The sequence below is a fragment of the Rhodococcus sp. Chr-9 genome (genome assembly GCF_000801125.1).
GTDB classification, from domain to species: Bacteria; Actinomycetota; Actinomycetes; order Mycobacteriales; family Mycobacteriaceae; genus Rhodococcus; species Rhodococcus pyridinivorans.
Window position 1 is genome coordinate 290662 of record NZ_JTIZ01000076.1, and the last position, 16250, is coordinate 306911.

Here is a 16250-nt window from a genome sequence, read left to right on the forward strand (position 1 = left end):
GTGTCGAGAGCATCCTCACGCGGGCGCGACTTCGAACGTCACCACTCGATGCGAGATAGTAGAAGGTGACCCCTGTTCGACGAGAGAGGACACCTCATGCTTGCCCGCACCGACCTGCGCGGTCGTACTCCCACCACTGCGGAGCTCAGGGGCGCACTGCCCCGCGGCGGAGTGGATGTGGACGCGGTGCTCCATCAGGTCCGTCCCGTCGTCGACGACATACGCGATCGCGGCGCCGAGGCCGCGCTCGACTACTGCGAGAAGTTCGACGGGGTCCGCCCCGCCTCGGTACGTGTTCCCGCCGCGGAACTCGGCCGCGCGCTGGCCGAACTCGCCCCCGCCGTCCGTGCCGCTCTCGAGGAGGCCATCGCGCGCACGCGCGTCGTGCACGCGGCCCAGCGCCGCACCGACGTCACCACCGAGGTCGTCCCCGGCGGTACCGTCACCGAACGCTGGGTGCCGGTCGAACGCGTCGGCCTCTACGTGCCGGGTGGCAACGCGGTCTACCCGTCGTCGGTCGTGATGAACGTCGTGCCGGCGCAGGCCGCCGGCGTCGAATCGCTCGTCATCGCCTCGCCGCCGCAGAAGAACTTCGGCGGACTGCCGCACCCGACGATCCTCGCCGCCGCGGCCCTGCTCGGCGTCGAGGAGGTGTGGGCCGTCGGCGGCGCACAGGGTGTCGCACTACTGTCCTACGGCGGCACCGACACCGACGGCGCCGAACTCGCCCCGGTCGACATGATCACCGGCCCCGGCAACATCTACGTCACCGCCGCCAAGCGGCTGTGCCGCGCGGTCGTCGGCATCGACGCCGAGGCCGGTCCCACCGAGATCGCGATCCTCGCCGACCACACCGCCGACGCGGTGCACGTCGCCGCCGACCTGATCAGTCAGGCCGAGCACGACGTCATGGCCGCCTCGGTGCTCGTCACCACCAGCACCGACCTCGCCGACGCCGTCGATACCGCGCTCGCCGCGCAGCTCGAGCTCACCGAGCACCGCGAGCGCGTCACCACCGCGCTGTCCGGCAGCCAGTCCGGCATCGTCCTCGTCGACGACATCGAGCAGGGCCTGAAGGTCGTCAACGCCTACGCCGCCGAGCACCTCGAGATCCAGACCGAGAACGCCTCCGAGGTCGCCGCGCGTGTCCGGTCGGCGGGCGCGATCTTCGTCGGGCCGTGGGCGCCGGTCTCCCTCGGCGACTACTGCGCCGGATCGAACCACGTGCTGCCCACCGCCGGCTGCGCCCGGCACTCGTCGGGCCTGAGCGTGCAGACCTTCCTGCGCGGCATCCACGTCGTCGAGTACACCGAGGCGGCCCTGAAGGACGTCTCCGGTCACGTCATCACCCTCGCGAACGCCGAGGACCTGCCCGCCCACGGTGAAGCCGTCCGTCTGCGATTCGAGGCGCTGAAGTGACCCAGATCCCCGGCTCCCGCATCACCCTCGCCGACCTGCCGTTGCGCGAGAACCTGCGGGGCAAGTCGCCCTACGGTGCACCGCAGCTGACGGTGCCCGTCCAGCTCAACACCAACGAGAACCCGCACCCGCCCACGCAGGCGCTCGTCGACGACGTCGCCGAGGCCGTGCGTGAGGCGGCGACGCAGCTGCACCGCTATCCCGACCGCGACGCGGTCGCGCTGCGCACCGACCTCGCCGCTTATCTGACGAAGGCGTCCGGTGTTCCCCTCGGCGTCGAGAACGTCTGGGCCGCGAACGGTTCCAACGAGATCCTGCAGCAGCTCCTGCAGGCCTTCGGTGGCCCCGGGCGCACGTCGATGGGCTTCGTGCCGTCGTACTCGATGCACCCGATCATCGCCGACGGCACCCAGACCGAGTGGCTGGCCACCTACCGGCGCGACGACTTCACCCTCGACGTCGACGCATCCGCCGCCGCCGTGCGCGAGCGGCGGCCCGACGTCGTCTTCGTCACCAGCCCCAACAACCCGACGGGACACAGCATCCCGCTCGACCAGTTGCGGGTGATCCTCGACGCCGCCCCCGGCATCGTGATCGTCGACGAGGCGTACGTCGAGTTCTCCTCGCAGCCGAGCGCTCTGTCGCTGATCGACGAGTACCCGACGAAGATCGTCGTCTCGCGGACGATGAGCAAGGCGTTCGCCTTCGCCGGTGGACGGCTCGGCTATCTCGCCGCAGCCCCCGCGATGATCGACGCGCTGCTGCTCGTGCGCCTGCCCTACCACCTGTCGGTCATCACCCAGGCCGCCGCGCGTGCGGCCCTGCGGCACGCCGCCGAAACTCTCGCGTCGGTTGCGGAACTGGCCGCCCAGCGCGACCGCGTCGCCGCCGAACTCGCCCGGTTCGGCTACGACGTGATCCCCTCCGACGCCAACTTCATCCTGTTCGGCCGCTTCGCGGACGCCCCTGCCACCTGGCAGCGGTATCTCGACGAGGGTGTACTCATCCGCGACGTCGGGATCCCCGGCTACCTGCGCACCACGATCGGCCTGACCCACGAGAACGACGAGTTGCTGCGAGTGAGCGAGAAGCTCGCGGCCACGGAAATCGAGGAAACCCGATGAGCGACCGCATCGCGCGCGTCGAACGCACCACCAAGGAATCGAGCATCACCGTCGAGATCGACCTCGACGGGACCGGCCGCACCGAGATCTCCACGGGGATCCCGTTCTACGACCACATGCTCACCGCGCTCGGCCAGCACGGTTCGTTCGATCTCACCGTGCAGGCGCAGGGCGACATCGAGATCGAGGCCCACCACACCGTCGAGGACACCGCCATCGTCCTCGGCCAGGCCTTCGGTCAGGCCCTCGGCGACAAGCGCGGCATCCGGCGCTTCGGCGACTGCTTCATCCCGATGGACGAGACCCTCGCGCACGCGTCGGTCGACGTCTCCGGCCGTCCCTACTGCGTGTTCACCGGTGAACCCGACTACATGGTGCACTCGGTGATCGGGGGATATCCCGGCGTGCCCTACTCGACGGTGATCAACCGGCACGTGTTCGAGTCGTTCGCCTTCCACGCCCGCATCGCCCTGCACGTGCGGGTGCTCTACGGGCGCGACCCGCACCACATCACCGAGGCCGAGTTCAAAGCGGTCGCCCGCGCGCTGCGCGAGGCCGTCGAACCCGACCCGCGTGTGACCGGCATCCCGTCGACGAAGGGCAGTCTCTGACATATGGATGTCGTCCTCACCTACCTGTGCTTCATCGTGGCCGGATTCGCGGCAGGCGGAACGTGGTCGATGTGGAAGGCGCGCAACACGTTGTTCGCGGGTGTGCTGCTGGCTCTGACCGTGCTGGCCGCCGCCGCGGGCGTCTTCCGGCTGCTCTGACGTGGCGGAACAACAAGGACTGTTCACCGTTCGTGGTCTGATCCCGGCGTGGTCGACGTCCGCTGCGGCCTTCGGCGGCTTCTCGCTGCTGCTGCCGGTCGTGCCGTGGGCGATCGCCGAGGCCGGCGGCAGCGACATGCTCGCCGGGTCGGTGACGGCGGTGTTCATGTTCACCACCGTCTTCACCCAGCTCGCGATGCCGCGACTGTTGCGCGCGTTCGGTCACCGCGCGACGCTCGTGGCCGGCTGCCTGTTCCTCGGGCCGCCGTCGCTGCTGTTCCTCGTGTCGATGGCCCCGGCGGCCGTGCTCGGGATCTCCGCGCTGCGCGGTATCGGCTTCGGCATGATCACCGTGGCGGCGGCCGCCCTCGTCGGCGAACTCGCGCCGCCGCGATTGCTCGGCCGGGCCACCGGCATGCTCGGCATCGCCATCGCCGCGTCCCAGACGATCGGTCTGCCCGCCGGGCTGGCGATCGCCGAGCGGTTCTCCACCACGCCGATGTTCGTGCTCGGCGCGATCATCTCGTCCACCGGTCTGTTCGCCGCGAGCCGTCTGCCACGGCTGGCCGCGAAACAGTCGCGGACGGCACGACGGGTGCCGCCGGTCGTGCTCCTGTTCCCGCTGGTCGCGGTGGGTGCGGGTGCGATCGCCTACGGCGGTCTCACCTCGCTGTTGCGCATCGCGGTCGCTGGCCTGCCCGTCGCGGCAGCGTTGGCCGTACTCAGCGCGTCCTCGCTGATCGGGCGGTACGCGGCAGGTTCCGTCGCGGACCGGGTCGGCGCCGGCAAGTTGCTGCCCGTCGGTCTCGGCCTGGCGGGCCTGGCGATGATTCCCTTCGCGCTCGTCGCCGACGACCGCGGGGGAGCGGTGCTGCTGATCGTCGCCGCGATCGCCTTCGGATTCGGCTTCGGTGTCGTGCAGAACGAGGCGCTGCTCGTCGCGTTCCGTCGCGCCGGGGCCGGTAACACCGGCTCGGCGAGCGCCGCCTGGAACATCGGCTTCGACGCCGGCACCGGCGCCGGTTCGTTCGCCCTCGGCGCGGTGGCAGCCGCGGCCGGATATCCCGCGGCGTTCGCCGCGGCCGCGGTCCTGGTCCCGGCCCTGCCGCTGCTGGCCCGACTGGCCGGGCCGTCGGAACGTCCCCGTCCCACCACCTAGAATCGACATCATGAGCGCAACCACGGTCGCCGTCCTCGACTACGGCTCGGGCAATCTCCACTCCGCCACGCGGGCAGTCGCCCGTACCGGCGTGCATGTGGAGGTCACCGCCGACCCGAAGATCGCGCTCGCCGCCGACGGCCTCGTCGTCCCCGGCGTCGGTGCCTTCGACGCGTGCATGAAGGGCCTGCGCAGCGTCGGTGGAGACAAGATCATCGGCACCCGCCTCGCCGGCGGACGCCCCGTGCTCGGCATCTGCGTCGGCATGCAGATCCTGTTCGAACGCGGCGTCGAGCACGGCATCGAGACCGAGGGCTGCGGCGAGTGGCCCGGTACGGTCGAGCGCTTGGACGCACCGGTGCTGCCGCACATGGGCTGGAACACCGTCGAGGCTCCCGCCGACTCGGTGCTCTTCGCCGGCATGGACGCCGACACCCGCTTCTACTTCGTCCACACCTACGCCGCCCGCAAGTGGGAACTCGACACTCCCGAGCGTCTCGCCCCGCCGAAGGTGACCTGGGCCGAGCACGGCAGCCGGTTCGTCGCCGCCGTCGAGAACGGTCCGCTCTCGGCCACCCAGTTCCACCCGGAGAAGTCCGGCGACGCCGGCGCACAGTTGCTGCAGAACTGGGTCAGCTCGTTGTGACCGGGCCGCGGCGCGGTCGGCCGGGCGGAGAGTTCTCCTTCGGCCGTCACGCCCTGATGTCCGTCGGCACGGCGACCGTCGTGCTGCTCGTCACCGCGATCGTCGTCGTGGCGGTCCGTCCCACGCCGGTCGTCGGGCTGGTCGTCGCACTCGTCGGCATCGTGGCGGCCGTCGTGGCGATGGGTGTCGTGTCGACGCGGTCGGCCCGCCGCGCCTTCGGTCCCGCCGAGGACGACCGCCCCGGAAGCTGACGCGCCGAACCGGATTTCGCCCGGCGTGTTGCGGTAGCGAACCCCGGTCGGGCGCGCGAGGAGCTTCGTAACGCAGCTGTGCGGAACTCGAAATCGATCTGCCGCGCCCAGATTCACCTCGCGCCGTCCTCGGAGGGGACGACGGCGTCCTGCGCCGCCGCGCGCAGACGATCGGCGAACACCGCGCAGGCCCGGACGATCTCCGGGTCCGCGCGCATCCGGACGTCGGCGTCGAGGGTGGCGAGCGCGAGGACGAGCCACTGCCACGACTCGACCGCGAGGTGCACCTCGGTCCGGTCGTCACCCGTCGGCCGGATCTCGGCGTCTTGGTACTTCAGCGCGTCGGCGACGTGCGTGGCCGAGGCCGCCACGTCCAGGTGCACCGGTGTCCGCCCCTGCCGGAGTCCTTGCCGCAGGTATTCCGTGGCGGACCCGGCGGGAAGTCGGCGGGGTGCGAACCGTCGGCCGGTGCGGAGCAGGTCGCGCACACGATCGAGGCGGAAGACCCGCCAGTCCTCGCGATCGACGTCCCATCCGAGGAGGTACCACCGCAGCAGGTGGTGGACCTGCCGGTACGGCTCGACCCNGCCCTGCGCGTCGACGTAGTCGAAGGTGAGCGTGTCACACCGTGCGATCGCCTCCGCCACGGAGCCGAGCAGCTCCGCCGACACGCTGGGCGCCTGCAGCGCACTCGTCTCCACCGCGCTGCGGACGGCCGCGACCCGCGGGCGCAGCCGCGCGGGCAGGAACTGGTCGAGCTTGCCGTAGGCGCGGGTGGCAGCATCGTCGAGTCCGCCTTCGGCCGGCCCGGTCGCGGCGAGAGCGCCGAGCCCCAGAAGCACCGCGACGGCCTCGTCGTCGTCGAGCACCAGCGGCGGCATCGAACGTCCCGACGCGAGACGGTAGAAACCGCCGGGCCCGGAGCGGGTTTCGACGGGATATCCGTAGCCGCGCAGCCGGTCGACGTCGCGGCGGAGCGTCCGGCGGCTCACCTGCTGCCGCCGGGCCAGCTCGTCCCCGCCGATCGCGCGTCCGGTCTGCAGGATCGACAACAACGCGAGCATCCGCTCGGTGACGTCCGCCATGCCGTCATCCTCCCACCGGTTGCGGTCAGGATCCGGCCGCAACCGGTCGTAGCGTCGAATCCATGACCACCACCGTCACGACCACCGAGGCGGCAGTGCGAGGCCGCGCCATCACGATCCGTCGCGTCCGCACCCACAACCTGGCCGACGTCGATCTGACCGTTCCGCGCAACCGGCTCGTGGTGATCGTCGGGGTGTCCGGCTCCGGGAAGTCGTCGCTCGTCTTCGACACGATCGCCGCGGAGGCCGGCTACCAGCTCAACGAGACGTACCCGCCGTTCACGCGCAATCGGTTGCCGAAGTGGACACGACCCGACGTCGACCACATCGACGGTCTGACGCCGGTGATCGTCGTCGACCAGCGCCGCCTCGGCGGCAACGCCCGCTCGACGGTCGGCACCATCACCGACACCTGGACCTATCTGCGGCTGCTGTATTCCCGTGTGGGCACACCCGTCCTCGGGGAGTCGAACCGCTTCTCGTTCAACGACCCCACCGGGATGTGCCCGACCTGCTCCGGGCTCGGCGAGATCGTCGTCAGTGCCGTCGAGCGGTTCCTCGATCTCGACAGGTCCCTCGCCGAGGGCGCGATCCTGGTGCCCGGCTTCGGCAACGGTGGGTACTGGTACTCCCAGTACGCCGACATCGGTTCCTTCGACGCGGACACACCCCTGCGCGAGTGGAAGCCCGCCGAGCGGGAGGCACTGCTCTACGGCGGCGAGGCCGCAGCGGCGCTGGGCCACAAACCGCCGGACGGATACGAGGGCGTCGTCGAGAGGTTCGAGCGCATCCACCTGCACACCTCCGACAACCTCTCCGAACGCAAACAGGACGTCATCCGACGTTTCACCCGCGCCGAGACGTGCCCGGACTGCGCCGGAGAACGGCTGAACGCGGCCGCGCGGGCGGTCACCCTTCGCGGCCGCACGATCGGGGAGCTGTCCCGCCTCGAGATCATCGAGCTGCTCGAATTCGTGCGCACGATCGACGACTCGCGCGCCGCACCTGTGGTGTCCGCACTGGTGGGCCGTCTCGAGGCGATGGTGACGATCGGCCTCGGCTATCTCGCGCTCGCCCGGGCGACCACCACGCTCTCGGGCGGCGAATCGCAACGGATCAAGTTGGTCCGGCACCTCGGGTCGAGCCTGACGGAGATGACCTATGTCGTCGACGAACCAACGGTCGGTCTGCATCCCGCCGACGTGGAGACGATGATCGACCTCCTCGAACGGCTCCGCGACAGCGGCAACACCGTCCTCGTCGTCGAACACGACCCGAGCGTGATGGCCCGGGCCGACCAGGTGATCGAGATCGGTCCCGGTGCGGGCTCGTCCGGTGGTCGCCTCGTCTTCCAGGGCACTTTCGACCGGCTCCGAACGGCCGACACTCCCACCGGCCGATCGCTGCGGCGCGACATCGGCCGCGGTCACCCCGCCCGCGAGGCGACCGGTCGTCTCACGATCGCCGATGCGTGTCGCAACAACCTCCGCGACCTGACGGTGCGGATCCCCACCGGCGTGCTCACCGTGTTCACCGGGGTCGCTGGTTCGGGAAAGTCCAGTCTCGCAGCCGAACTCGTCGATCAGTACGACGCCACGGTGGTCGACCAGCGGCCGGTGAGCACCAATCGCCGCTCCACCCCGATCACCTACGCCGGCATCGCACCCACCCTGCGGCGGATGTTCGCCGAACACAACGGTGTGCCGGCGAGCCTGTTCAGCGCGAACTCGGCGGGTGCGTGCCCGACCTGCACGGGGGCCGGTGTCGTGTACATCGACCTCGCCTTCATGGACGGACGCGAGGTCGTCTGCGACACCTGCCACGGCCGCCGGTTCACCGCCGAGGTGCTCGGGCACACCGTGAACGGCCTGTCGATCGCCGATGTCGACGACCTCACCGTCGGTCGCGCCATCGAGGAACTGCCGCACGCGGAGATCGCGCACCGACTGAGTGCGCTCGCCGGGGTGGGCCTCGACTACCTCCGCCTCGGACAGTCGCTCGACACGCTCTCCGGTGGCGAGTGTCAACGGGTGAAGATCGCCAAGGAACTCGGACGAGCGAAGACGCCGACCCTCTACGTCCTCGACGAGCCGACCACCGGCCTGCACGCCGAGGACGTCGGCACCCTCCTGTGCGTCTTCGACGACCTCGTCGACCGAGGGCACACCGTCGTCGTCATCGAACACCACCTCGACGTGATCCGGCACGCCGACCACATCGTCGACCTCGGGCCGGGACCTGGACGGCACGGCGGAACCGTGCTGTACGAGGGGTCCGTCGACGAGTACACCGGCCGTCCGACCCCGACCTGCCGGGCCCTCGACGCAGCACGGTCGGCATGACGCACGGCGCTTTCCCGGCGCCCCGGCCACGCGTTTGGCGATGTCACAGGTACAGGCACTAATGTGTACGCAGTGAGCCTGGTCCTTTTGCCCGCAGTCGACGTCGTCAACGGTGAAGCAGTTCGCCTCGTTCAGGGAGAGGCGGGCAGCGAGACCGGCTACGGTTCGCCCCGCGACGCCGCCCTCGAATGGCAGAACGCCGGCGCCGAATGGGTGCACATGGTCGACCTCGACGCGGCGTTCGGTCGCGGCGACAACCGCGCCCTCCTCGCCGAGGTCATCGGCGAACTCGACGTGAAGGTCGAGCTGTCGGGCGGCATCCGCGACGACGAGACCCTCGCCGCCGCCCTCGCGACCGGCTGCGCCCGCGTCAACCTCGGCACCGCCGCGATCGAGAATCCCGAGTGGTGCTCGCGCGTCATCGGCGAGTTCGGCGACCGCATCGCCGTGGGCCTCGACGTCAAGCTCCTCGACGGCCAGTGGCGGCTGCGCGGCCGCGGCTGGGTCTCCGACGGCGGCGACCTGTGGGAGGTGCTCGAACGCCTCGAACGCGACGGCTGCTCGCGCTACGTCGTCACCGACGTCACCAAGGACGGCACCCTCTCCGGCCCCAATCTCGACCTGCTCCGCGAGGTGTGCGCGGCCACCGAATCGCCGGTCGTCGCCTCCGGGGGCGTCTCGACCGTCGACGACCTGCGTGCCATCGCGACGCTCGTCGACGAGGGTGTCGAAGGTGCCATCATCGGAAAGGCGCTGTACGCGGGCCGATTCACGCTGACCGAGGCGCTCGACGCCGTCTCGCGCTGACCCATGGCCGATCCCGCAGACCTGAACCGGCTGCTCGCCGTCGCGAGCGGTGTACTCGACGAGGTCGCGGAACGATTCGTCGCCGGGCACGGTGCGCCGCGTTCCGTCGACAAGGGGCCGAACGACTTCGCGACCGACCTCGATCTCGAACTCGAGCGGCGGATCTCCGGTGCCCTCGCCGAGCGCACCGGTATCCCCGTGCACGGTGAGGAGTTCGGCGGCCCGTCCGCGGGGGAGGGCACCGTCTGGTTGCTCGACCCGATCGACGGCACCATCAACTACTCCGCCGGGCTGCCGATGGCCGGGATCCTCCTCGCTCTCGTCGAGGACGGCGAACCGGTCCTCGGCCTCACGTGGCTGCCGCTGACGAATCAGCGCTTCGCGGGAATCGCCGACGGGCCGCTGCTCGTGAACGGCGAGCCCACCGAACCGCTGCAACCGGCGCGGCTCGAGGACGTGATGATCGCGGTCGGCAGTTTCGACATCGACAGTCGCGGTCGGGTGCCCGGCACCCGGCGTCTCGCCGTCATCACCGAGCTGAGCCGGCGCGTCGCCCGGCTGCGGATGCACGGCTCCACCGGTGCCGACCTCGCGTTCACCGCGGGAGGCGCGATCGGCGGTGCCGTCGTGTTCGGCCACCACCCCTGGGACAACGCCGCTGGTGTCGCACTCGTGCGGGCCGCCGGTGGCATCGCCACCGACTTCGCGGGCCGGCCCTGGCGGATCGGGTCCGGATCGGTGGTCGCTGCAGCGCCCGGAGTGCACGGCGAGATACTGAAGATTGTGCAGTCGGCGACGGAACGGTCCGTGGCCGAGCAGTCGGGTTCCGAAGGAGATCGAACATGACACTGGCCGTGCGGGTCATCCCGTGCCTCGACGTGGACGCGGGGCGGGTGGTCAAGGGTGTCAACTTCGAGAACCTGCGCGATGCGGGTGACCCGGTCGAACTCGCCGCGCTCTACAACGAGCAGGGTGCCGACGAACTGACCTTCCTCGACGTCACCGCGTCGAGCGGCGACCGCGGCACCATGCTCGACGTCGTCACGCGCACCGCCGAGCAGGTGTTCATCCCGCTCACGGTCGGAGGCGGCGTCCGCACCGTCGAGGACGTCGACCGGCTGCTGCGTGCCGGCGCCGACAAGGTCTCGGTCAACACCGCGGCCATCGCCCGGCCCGAGGTGCTGCGCGAGATGTCCGAGCGCTTCGGCTCGCAGTGCATCGTGCTGTCGGTCGACGCGCGCACCGTGCCCGCCGGTCAGGAACCGACGCCGAGCGGCTGGGAGGTCACCACGCACGGCGGCCGCCGCGGTACGGGGATCGACGCGGTCGAGTGGGCCCGGCGCGGCGAGGAACTCGGCGTCGGCGAGATCCTGCTCAACTCGATGGACGCCGACGGCACGAAGAACGGATTCGACCTGAAGATGATCGAGGCCGTGCGCGGGGCCGTGCACGTGCCCGTCATAGCCTCCGGGGGCGCCGGAGCCGTCGAGCATTTCGCGCCCGCCGTGCAGGCCGGTGCCGACGCGGTGCTCGCCGCGAGCGTCTTCCACTTCCGGGAGCTGACGATCGGCGAGGTCAAGGACGCGATGCGTGCGGAAGGGATCACGGTTCGATGAGCAGCGACATCCTGAATCCGGCGATCGCCGCCCGGCTGAAGCGCAACGACGACGGTCTGTTCGCCGCCGTCGTGCAGGAGCGGGCCACCGGCGCCGTGCTGATGATGGCGTGGATGGACGACGAGGCGCTCGCCCGCACCCTCGCGACCCGCAAGGCCACCTACTACTCGCGGTCGCGGCAGCAGTACTGGGTCAAGGGCGAGACGTCCGGGCACACCCAGTACGTGCACGAGGTGCGTCTCGACTGCGACGGCGACACGGTGCTGCTCGTCGTCGACCAGGTCGGCGCCGCCTGCCACACCGGCACGCACACCTGCTTCGATACCGACGTCCTACTCGAGGCACCGCAGATCGCCGAGTAGCCGGTCGCCGAACTCCACCGGCAGGTCGTGCGGGCGCAGACGGAGTGCCCTGAGGCCGCGGTGCGCATCGTCGGTTTCTCGCAGGGCGCCGCTGTGGCCGGTGACGTCCTCGCCGACCTCGCGCACGCCTCCGACCGACCGGCCGATCTCTCCGGTCTGCTCATCGCCGATCCGCGGACGTCCGGGACCGGCGCGGAGGTCGTGGTGCCCGCCGCCCTGCCCGGTATCTCGCCGAGCGGGGCGCGAGCGGGCTTCGGGGACGTTCCGGTGGCCACCGTGTGCGCCGCCGGCGACGCCGTGTGCGACATGGTCGATCCGCTGTCGGATCCCACGGGCGCCGCGGGCCGCATCGAGGGCTATTGCGCTCTGCGCCAGCACTATTCGACGCCGGTGGTCGACGGTGTCCCGTTCGTCGATGCGATGGTTGCGCTCGTCGAGCATCCGCGGACGACGGAGGTCCGGATCGTACCGTGACGGACGCGGCGCAGGACCGATCAGCGGGTCGTGCGACGGGCTGCAACAATGCCCGCATGCCTCTCATCCAGATCAGCCAGACGCCGGGCCTGTCCGACGAGCAGAAGGCCGAGGTGATCTCCGCAGTGACCCGCGCGTACGCCGAGGCCTCGGGCAAGAATCCGTCGTCGGTGTGGGTGACGATCACCGAGGTGCCCCGCGAGAACTGGGGCGTGGGCGGAACTCCGCTCGGCTGAACCGACTCGGTCCACCCGAGTCCGTCCTCGCGTACCCGTTTCTTATCCGATGAGACTAGTGTTCTCTGTATTGAGAGTGCTGTCTTCTGGCGACGGGGTGAAGGGGCGTGCGGTCGCGACATCGAGCCCCGATGCGGACGAACTCTTCTGTGCCGCAAAGGCCTACATCGGGCAGTACGGCAGCGAGTTGGTGCAGGACTGCATCCGGATCCACGACGGGATCGGCGTGACCTACGAACACGCGCGGGAGGGTCGTCGAGCGGCGGCTCAGGCCTTGCCGATACCGCCGGCGATACCTTCGTCGATCTGCTCGACCAGGGCGGAGCCCAGGCGCGCGAGCGCGCGGACCTGGTTGTCGTCGAGGCCGTCGAACACGAGCCTGCGCACCGCCTTCACGTGGCTCGGTGCCGCTTCGACTACTGTGTCGTAGCCGGCATCGGTGAGCACTGCGTACGAACCGCGACTGCCCGGAACCGGTTCGCGTCGCACCCAGCCGCGCTTCTCGAGGCGGGTGACGACGTGCGAGAGCCGCGACAGCGACGCGTTGGCCTCGGCGGCGAGGGCGTTGAGACGGAGCCTGCGCTCGGGGTGCTCGGAGAGCAGCGCGAGGACGAAGTACTCGAAGTGCGTCATGTCGGAGTCGCGCTGCATCTGGGTGTCGAGCGCGGCCGGCAGTCGCGTGACGACGGAGACGAGCGCCCGCCAGGCGTTCTGCTGCGCCGGATCGAGCCACTGCGGGTCCTCGTTGCTCATGCCTGCTCCTCGCTCGTTCGGTTTCGCTGTCGCACCCGGTCGGGGAATGGGAATGGCCGCGCGACGGGTTCTCCTCTATGGTACTTGAAGCTTCAACTTGAGGGGATGTCATGACCATCGATTCCGCGACCACGCCCGCCCTGTTCCTCAGTCACGGCGCCCCGCCGCTCGTCGACAGCGAACTGTGGGTCTCGCAGCTGCAGCGTTGGGCGGCCGACCTGCCGCGACCCACAGCGATCCTCGTGGTCTCGGCGCACTGGGAATCCGCTCCGCTGACCATCGGGTCGACGATCACCGGCACCCCGCTCGTGTACGACTTCGGCGGCTTCCCGCGCCGCTTCTACGAGGTGACCTACACCAGCCCCGGCGCGCCCGAACTGGCCCGGCAGGTCGCGGCACTGATGCCCGACGACGAACCGGTGGTGCAGCAGCTGAACCGAGGACTCGACCACGGTGCCTACGTACCGCTGACCGTCATGTACCCGGACGCCGACATCCCGGTGCTGCAGATCTCCCTGCCCACCCTCGACCCGGAACGGCTGTTGCACCTCGGCGCCCGGCTGCGTCCGCTGCGTGAGCAGGGCGTACTCATCATCGGGTCCGGGTTCACCACGCACGGTCTGCCCTTCCTGCGCGACCCGCGGCCCGAGGCCGCCGCGCCGGGCTGGTCGTCGGAGTTCGACCACTGGACCGCCGAGCAACTCGCGCGCGGCGACGTCGACGCTCTGCTGGACTTCCGGCACCGCGCACCGGGCATGCCCTACGCGCATCCGACGGTCGAGCACTTCGCTCCGCTGTTCGTCACCCTCGGTGCCTCCGACGCCCCCGGCCACGGCATCGACCAGGTCGTCGACGGCTTCTGGATGGGCCTGGCCAAGCGCTCGTTCCAGGTCGCCTGACGGCGGCTGCAGAGCCGGACGAGGTCCCTGGGATGATGGGGCCCATGTCCGGCGAGCCCACCACCATTCCCGCAGCCACCACCGACTCTTCGGGTGGCGGCCGTTCCGATTCGACGACCACCCGCGAGCAGTTCCGCCAGCTGGCCGCCGAGCACCGCGTGGTCCCGGTGACCCGCAAGGTGCTCGCGGACGCGGAGACCCCGCTGTCGGCCTACCGCAAGCTCGCGGCCGACCGCCCCGGAACCTTCCTGCTCGAGTCGGCGGAGAACGGCCGGTCGTGGTCGCGGTGGTCGTTCATCGGCGCCGGGAGCCCGGCCGCGCTGACCGTCGTCGATGGCGACGCTGCCTGGTACGGCAACGTCCCGGCCGGCGCGCCCACGGGTGGCAACCCCGTCGACGTCCTCGGCGAGACCCTCCAGTTGCTCCACACCGACCGCATCCACGGACTGCCGCCCCTGACCAGCGGCATGGTCGGTTATCTCGGCTACGACGTCGTCCGCCATCTCGAGAAGCTGCCGACGCTCGCCGAGGACGATCTGCAGATCCCCGAAATGGTGATGCTGCTGGCCACCGACCTCGCGGCCGTCGACCACCACGAGGGCATGATCTGGCTCATCGCCAACGCCGTGAACTGGGACGGCTCCGACGAGCGCGTCGACGAAGCCTACGACGACGCCGTCGCCCGCCTCGACCGGATGACCGCGGCGCTCGCCGCGCCCGCACCGGCCACCGTCGCGACCTACTCGCGGCCCGAACCCGACTACCGCCGCCAGCGCACCACCGAGTCGTTCTGCACGGACGTCCGCAAACTGATCGGCGACATCGAGGCCGGTGAGGCCTTCCAGGTGGTGCTCTCGCAGCGCTTCGAGATCGACTGCGACGCAGAGCCGATCGACGTCTACCGGATGCTCCGCGCGTCCAACCCCAGCCCGTACATGTTTCTGCTCCACATCCCCGGCCCGGACGGTGAGACGGCCTTCTCGATCGTCGGATCGAGCCCGGAGGCGCTCGTGACGGTTTCGGACGGGGTGGCCACCACCCATCCCATCGCAGGGACCCGGTGGCGCGGCGCGAACGAGGAGGAGGACATCCTGCTCGAGAAGGACCTCGTCCACGACGAGAAGGAGAACGCCGAGCACCTCATGCTCGTCGATCTCGGCCGCAACGACCTCGGCCGGGTGTGCACGCCGGGCACCGTCGAGGTGCACGACTACCGCCACATCGAGCGGTACAGCCACGTGATGCACCTCGTCTCCACGGTCACCGGGCGACTCGCGGAGGGCAAGCACGCCCTCGACGCCGTCACGGCGTGTTTCCCCGCCGGGACCCTGTCGGGGGCGCCGAAGGTGCGCGCGATGGAACTGATCGAGGAACTCGAACCCACCCGCCGCGGCATCTACGGCGGCATCGTCGGCTATCTCGACTTCGCGGGCGACGCCGACACCGCCATCGCCATCCGCTCCGCGCTCGTCAAGGACGGCGTCGCCTACGTGCAGGCGGGTGCCGGCATCGTCGCCGACTCCGATCCGGAGGCCGAGGACACCGAGGCCCGCAACAAGGCCATGTCCGCCCTCGCCGCCGTCGCCGCCGCGTCCACCCTCACCACCTACGGCGGTGACGCACGGTGACCGCGGAGACGCCGGACGCCGGCCCCACTACCGGACGCCGGCGCCGGCCGACCGTCATCGCCGCCCTGCTGCTCGGGGTCGGTGCGGCCCTGTTGTGGGCATCGAGCCGGATGACGTGGGTCACCGCGGTCTCGTCCGACGGACTCGGGATCGACCGCGTCGACGACCTCGAGGGTGGCCGCTGGGCGGCGGCACTGACCCCGCTCGCTCTCGTGCTGCTCGCGGCGGTCGCCGCCGTCTTCGCGGTGCGCGGACTCGCGCTGCGTCTCGTCTCGCTCGTGGTCGCGGCCGTCGCCGTCGCCGCCGCGATCCCCGCCGTCCGGTTGCTCACCGGCGACGCAGACCCCGAGGCCGCGGCCGGTGTCGCCGCGCTGCCCGACCGCGCGACCGTGACCGCCGTCGAGACCTATCCGTTGCCCGCCGTCCTCGCGCTCGTCGGCGCCGTCGCGGCCCTCGCCGCGGCGGTGACGCTGTGGCGCACCCCGCGCGAGGCGGCCGGACTGTCGTCGAAGTACGACGCCCCGGCAGCACGTCGCGAGGCGGCCGCCCGGCGCGCCGAGAACGACGAACCCCTGTCCGAACGCGGTCTGTGGGACGCACTGGACGCAGGTGAGGATCCCACGGACGACGGTGGCGAGGGTGATACGGGCACCCGCCGGTGACCGCTGTAAACCACTTC

18 protein-coding genes and 2 pseudogenes are annotated in these 16250 nt (G+C 70.5%); 17 read left to right on the forward strand and 3 right to left on the reverse strand.

What is annotated here, in order from left to right:
- Positions 1 to 96: 96 nt before the first annotated feature.
- The 7 genes from hisD to QR64_RS11350 are packed head-to-tail and all read left to right on the forward strand — an operon-like array spanning position 97 to position 5369.
- Complete coding sequence (gene hisD, locus QR64_RS11325) at positions 97 to 1419, forward strand: histidinol dehydrogenase (RefSeq protein ID WP_006554076.1); 1323 nt, start codon at positions 97 to 99, stop codon at positions 1417 to 1419.
- Positions 1416 to 2543 (forward strand): histidinol-phosphate transaminase, encoded by a 1128-nt coding sequence (locus QR64_RS11330; protein ID WP_006554075.1) that lies wholly within the window; start codon positions 1416 to 1418, stop codon positions 2541 to 2543. Before hisD ends, QR64_RS11330 begins: the two co-directional genes overlap by 4 nt.
- Positions 2540 to 3154: an imidazoleglycerol-phosphate dehydratase HisB gene (hisB, locus tag QR64_RS11335; protein ID WP_006554074.1), complete on the forward strand. Its 615-nt coding sequence runs from the start codon at positions 2540 to 2542 to the stop codon at positions 3152 to 3154. The genes QR64_RS11330 and hisB overlap by 4 nt, the downstream gene beginning before the upstream one ends.
- A gap of 3 nt (positions 3155 to 3157) precedes the next feature.
- On the forward strand, positions 3158 to 3313 hold the full coding sequence (locus QR64_RS27175) for a hypothetical protein (RefSeq protein ID WP_016696019.1): 156 nt from the start codon (positions 3158 to 3160) through the stop codon (positions 3311 to 3313).
- A gap of 1 nt (position 3314) precedes the next feature.
- Positions 3315 to 4472 carry an MFS transporter gene (locus tag QR64_RS11340; RefSeq protein ID WP_039585212.1) on the forward strand — a complete coding sequence of 386 codons (1158 nt, stop codon included), beginning with the start codon at positions 3315 to 3317 and terminating at the stop codon, positions 4470 to 4472.
- A gap of 10 nt (positions 4473 to 4482) precedes the next feature.
- Positions 4483 to 5118 carry an imidazole glycerol phosphate synthase subunit HisH gene (hisH, locus tag QR64_RS11345; RefSeq protein ID WP_006554072.1) on the forward strand — a complete coding sequence of 212 codons (636 nt, stop codon included), beginning with the start codon at positions 4483 to 4485 and terminating at the stop codon, positions 5116 to 5118.
- A complete protein-coding gene (locus tag QR64_RS11350; RefSeq protein WP_006554071.1) occupies positions 5115 to 5369 on the forward strand; it encodes a hypothetical protein in 255 nt (84 codons plus the stop codon). The genes hisH and QR64_RS11350 overlap by 4 nt, the downstream gene beginning before the upstream one ends.
- Positions 5370 to 5482: 113 nt before the next feature.
- Here the strand turns inward: QR64_RS11350 and QR64_RS27765 are convergent.
- A partial coding sequence (locus QR64_RS27765; RefSeq protein ID WP_235367101.1) for a helix-turn-helix transcriptional regulator occupies positions 5483 to 5955 on the reverse strand: 473 nt, incomplete at its 5' end.
- Position 5956: 1 nt separating this feature from the next.
- A pseudogene (locus QR64_RS27770) lies at positions 5957 to 6454 on the reverse strand (helix-turn-helix transcriptional regulator); the annotation flags it as partial.
- Between the two features lie 62 nt (positions 6455 to 6516).
- Between QR64_RS27770 and QR64_RS11360 the strand changes: the two are divergent.
- From QR64_RS11360 to QR64_RS11390, 7 genes and pseudogenes are all read left to right on the forward strand, one after another.
- Entirely contained in the window at positions 6517 to 8796 is a 2280-nt protein-coding gene (locus QR64_RS11360) for an ATP-binding cassette domain-containing protein (protein ID WP_019289705.1), read from the forward strand.
- 72 nt (positions 8797 to 8868) lie between these two features.
- Entirely contained in the window at positions 8869 to 9603 is a 735-nt protein-coding gene (gene priA, locus QR64_RS11365) for a bifunctional 1-(5-phosphoribosyl)-5-((5-phosphoribosylamino)methylideneamino)imidazole-4-carboxamide isomerase/phosphoribosylanthranilate isomerase PriA (protein WP_006554069.1), read from the forward strand.
- 3 nt (positions 9604 to 9606) lie between these two features.
- Entirely contained in the window at positions 9607 to 10449 is an 843-nt protein-coding gene (locus QR64_RS11370; RefSeq protein ID WP_033097643.1) for an inositol monophosphatase family protein, read from the forward strand.
- Positions 10446 to 11219, forward strand: a complete 774-nt coding sequence (gene hisF / locus QR64_RS11375; protein ID WP_006554068.1) for an imidazole glycerol phosphate synthase subunit HisF — start codon at positions 10446 to 10448, stop codon at positions 11217 to 11219. The genes QR64_RS11370 and hisF overlap by 4 nt, the downstream gene beginning before the upstream one ends.
- The gene (gene hisI / locus QR64_RS11380) at positions 11216 to 11581 is read left to right on the forward strand and encodes a phosphoribosyl-AMP cyclohydrolase (protein WP_006554067.1); all 366 of its coding nucleotides are present in this window, start codon (positions 11216 to 11218) and stop codon (positions 11579 to 11581) included. The genes hisF and hisI overlap by 4 nt, the downstream gene beginning before the upstream one ends.
- A gap of 21 nt (positions 11582 to 11602) precedes the next feature.
- Positions 11603 to 12055 (forward strand): annotated as a pseudogene (locus QR64_RS25185) (cutinase family protein); the annotation flags it as partial.
- 56 nt (positions 12056 to 12111) lie between these two features.
- On the forward strand, positions 12112 to 12291 hold the full coding sequence (locus tag QR64_RS11390) for a tautomerase family protein (protein WP_016935788.1): 180 nt from the start codon (positions 12112 to 12114) through the stop codon (positions 12289 to 12291).
- 267 nt (positions 12292 to 12558) lie between these two features.
- On the opposite strand, the gene QR64_RS11395 is transcribed toward QR64_RS11390, so the two are convergent.
- Positions 12559 to 13044, reverse strand: a complete 486-nt coding sequence (locus QR64_RS11395; RefSeq protein WP_006554065.1) for a MarR family winged helix-turn-helix transcriptional regulator — start codon at positions 13042 to 13044, stop codon at positions 12559 to 12561.
- 110 nt (positions 13045 to 13154) lie between these two features.
- On the opposite strand from QR64_RS11395, the gene QR64_RS11400 reads away from it, so the two are divergent.
- From QR64_RS11400 to QR64_RS11410, 3 genes are read left to right on the forward strand one after another with little or no spacing between them, the layout of a single operon-like run.
- A complete protein-coding gene (locus QR64_RS11400; protein WP_039585214.1) occupies positions 13155 to 13943 on the forward strand; it encodes a dioxygenase in 789 nt (262 codons plus the stop codon).
- Between the two features lie 44 nt (positions 13944 to 13987).
- Positions 13988 to 15571, forward strand: coding sequence for an anthranilate synthase component I (locus QR64_RS11405; protein WP_024101208.1), 1584 nt, complete (start codon positions 13988 to 13990; stop codon positions 15569 to 15571).
- Positions 15568 to 16233, forward strand: a complete 666-nt coding sequence (locus tag QR64_RS11410; RefSeq protein WP_039585216.1) for a TIGR02234 family membrane protein — start codon at positions 15568 to 15570, stop codon at positions 16231 to 16233. The genes QR64_RS11405 and QR64_RS11410 overlap by 4 nt, the downstream gene beginning before the upstream one ends.
- Positions 16234 to 16250 lie beyond the last annotated feature (17 nt).

What these genes read in the sequence shown, in the direction of transcription:
- hisD (WP_006554076.1), top strand. Translation starts at nt 97, where the DNA reads ATGCTTGCCCGCACCGACCTGCGCGGTCGTACTCCCACCACTGCGGAG.
- hisB (WP_006554074.1), top strand. Translation starts at nt 2,540, where the DNA reads ATGAGCGACCGCATCGCGCGCGTCGAACGCACCACCAAGGAATCGAGC.
- QR64_RS27175 (WP_016696019.1), top strand. Translation starts at nt 3,158, where the DNA reads ATGGATGTCGTCCTCACCTACCTGTGCTTCATCGTGGCCGGATTCGCG.
- hisH (WP_006554072.1), top strand. Translation starts at nt 4,483, where the DNA reads ATGAGCGCAACCACGGTCGCCGTCCTCGACTACGGCTCGGGCAATCTC.
- QR64_RS11360 (WP_019289705.1), top strand. Translation starts at nt 6,517, where the DNA reads ATGACCACCACCGTCACGACCACCGAGGCGGCAGTGCGAGGCCGCGCC.
- QR64_RS11370 (WP_033097643.1), top strand. Translation starts at nt 9,607, where the DNA reads ATGGCCGATCCCGCAGACCTGAACCGGCTGCTCGCCGTCGCGAGCGGT.
- hisF (WP_006554068.1), top strand. Translation starts at nt 10,446, where the DNA reads ATGACACTGGCCGTGCGGGTCATCCCGTGCCTCGACGTGGACGCGGGG.
- hisI (WP_006554067.1), top strand. Translation starts at nt 11,216, where the DNA reads ATGAGCAGCGACATCCTGAATCCGGCGATCGCCGCCCGGCTGAAGCGC.
- QR64_RS11390 (WP_016935788.1), top strand. Translation starts at nt 12,112, where the DNA reads ATGCCTCTCATCCAGATCAGCCAGACGCCGGGCCTGTCCGACGAGCAG.
- QR64_RS11395 (WP_006554065.1), bottom strand. Translation starts at nt 13,044, where the DNA reads ATGAGCAACGAGGACCCGCAGTGGCTCGATCCGGCGCAGCAGAACGCC.
- QR64_RS11400 (WP_039585214.1), top strand. Translation starts at nt 13,155, where the DNA reads ATGACCATCGATTCCGCGACCACGCCCGCCCTGTTCCTCAGTCACGGC.
- QR64_RS11405 (WP_024101208.1), top strand. Translation starts at nt 13,988, where the DNA reads ATGTCCGGCGAGCCCACCACCATTCCCGCAGCCACCACCGACTCTTCG.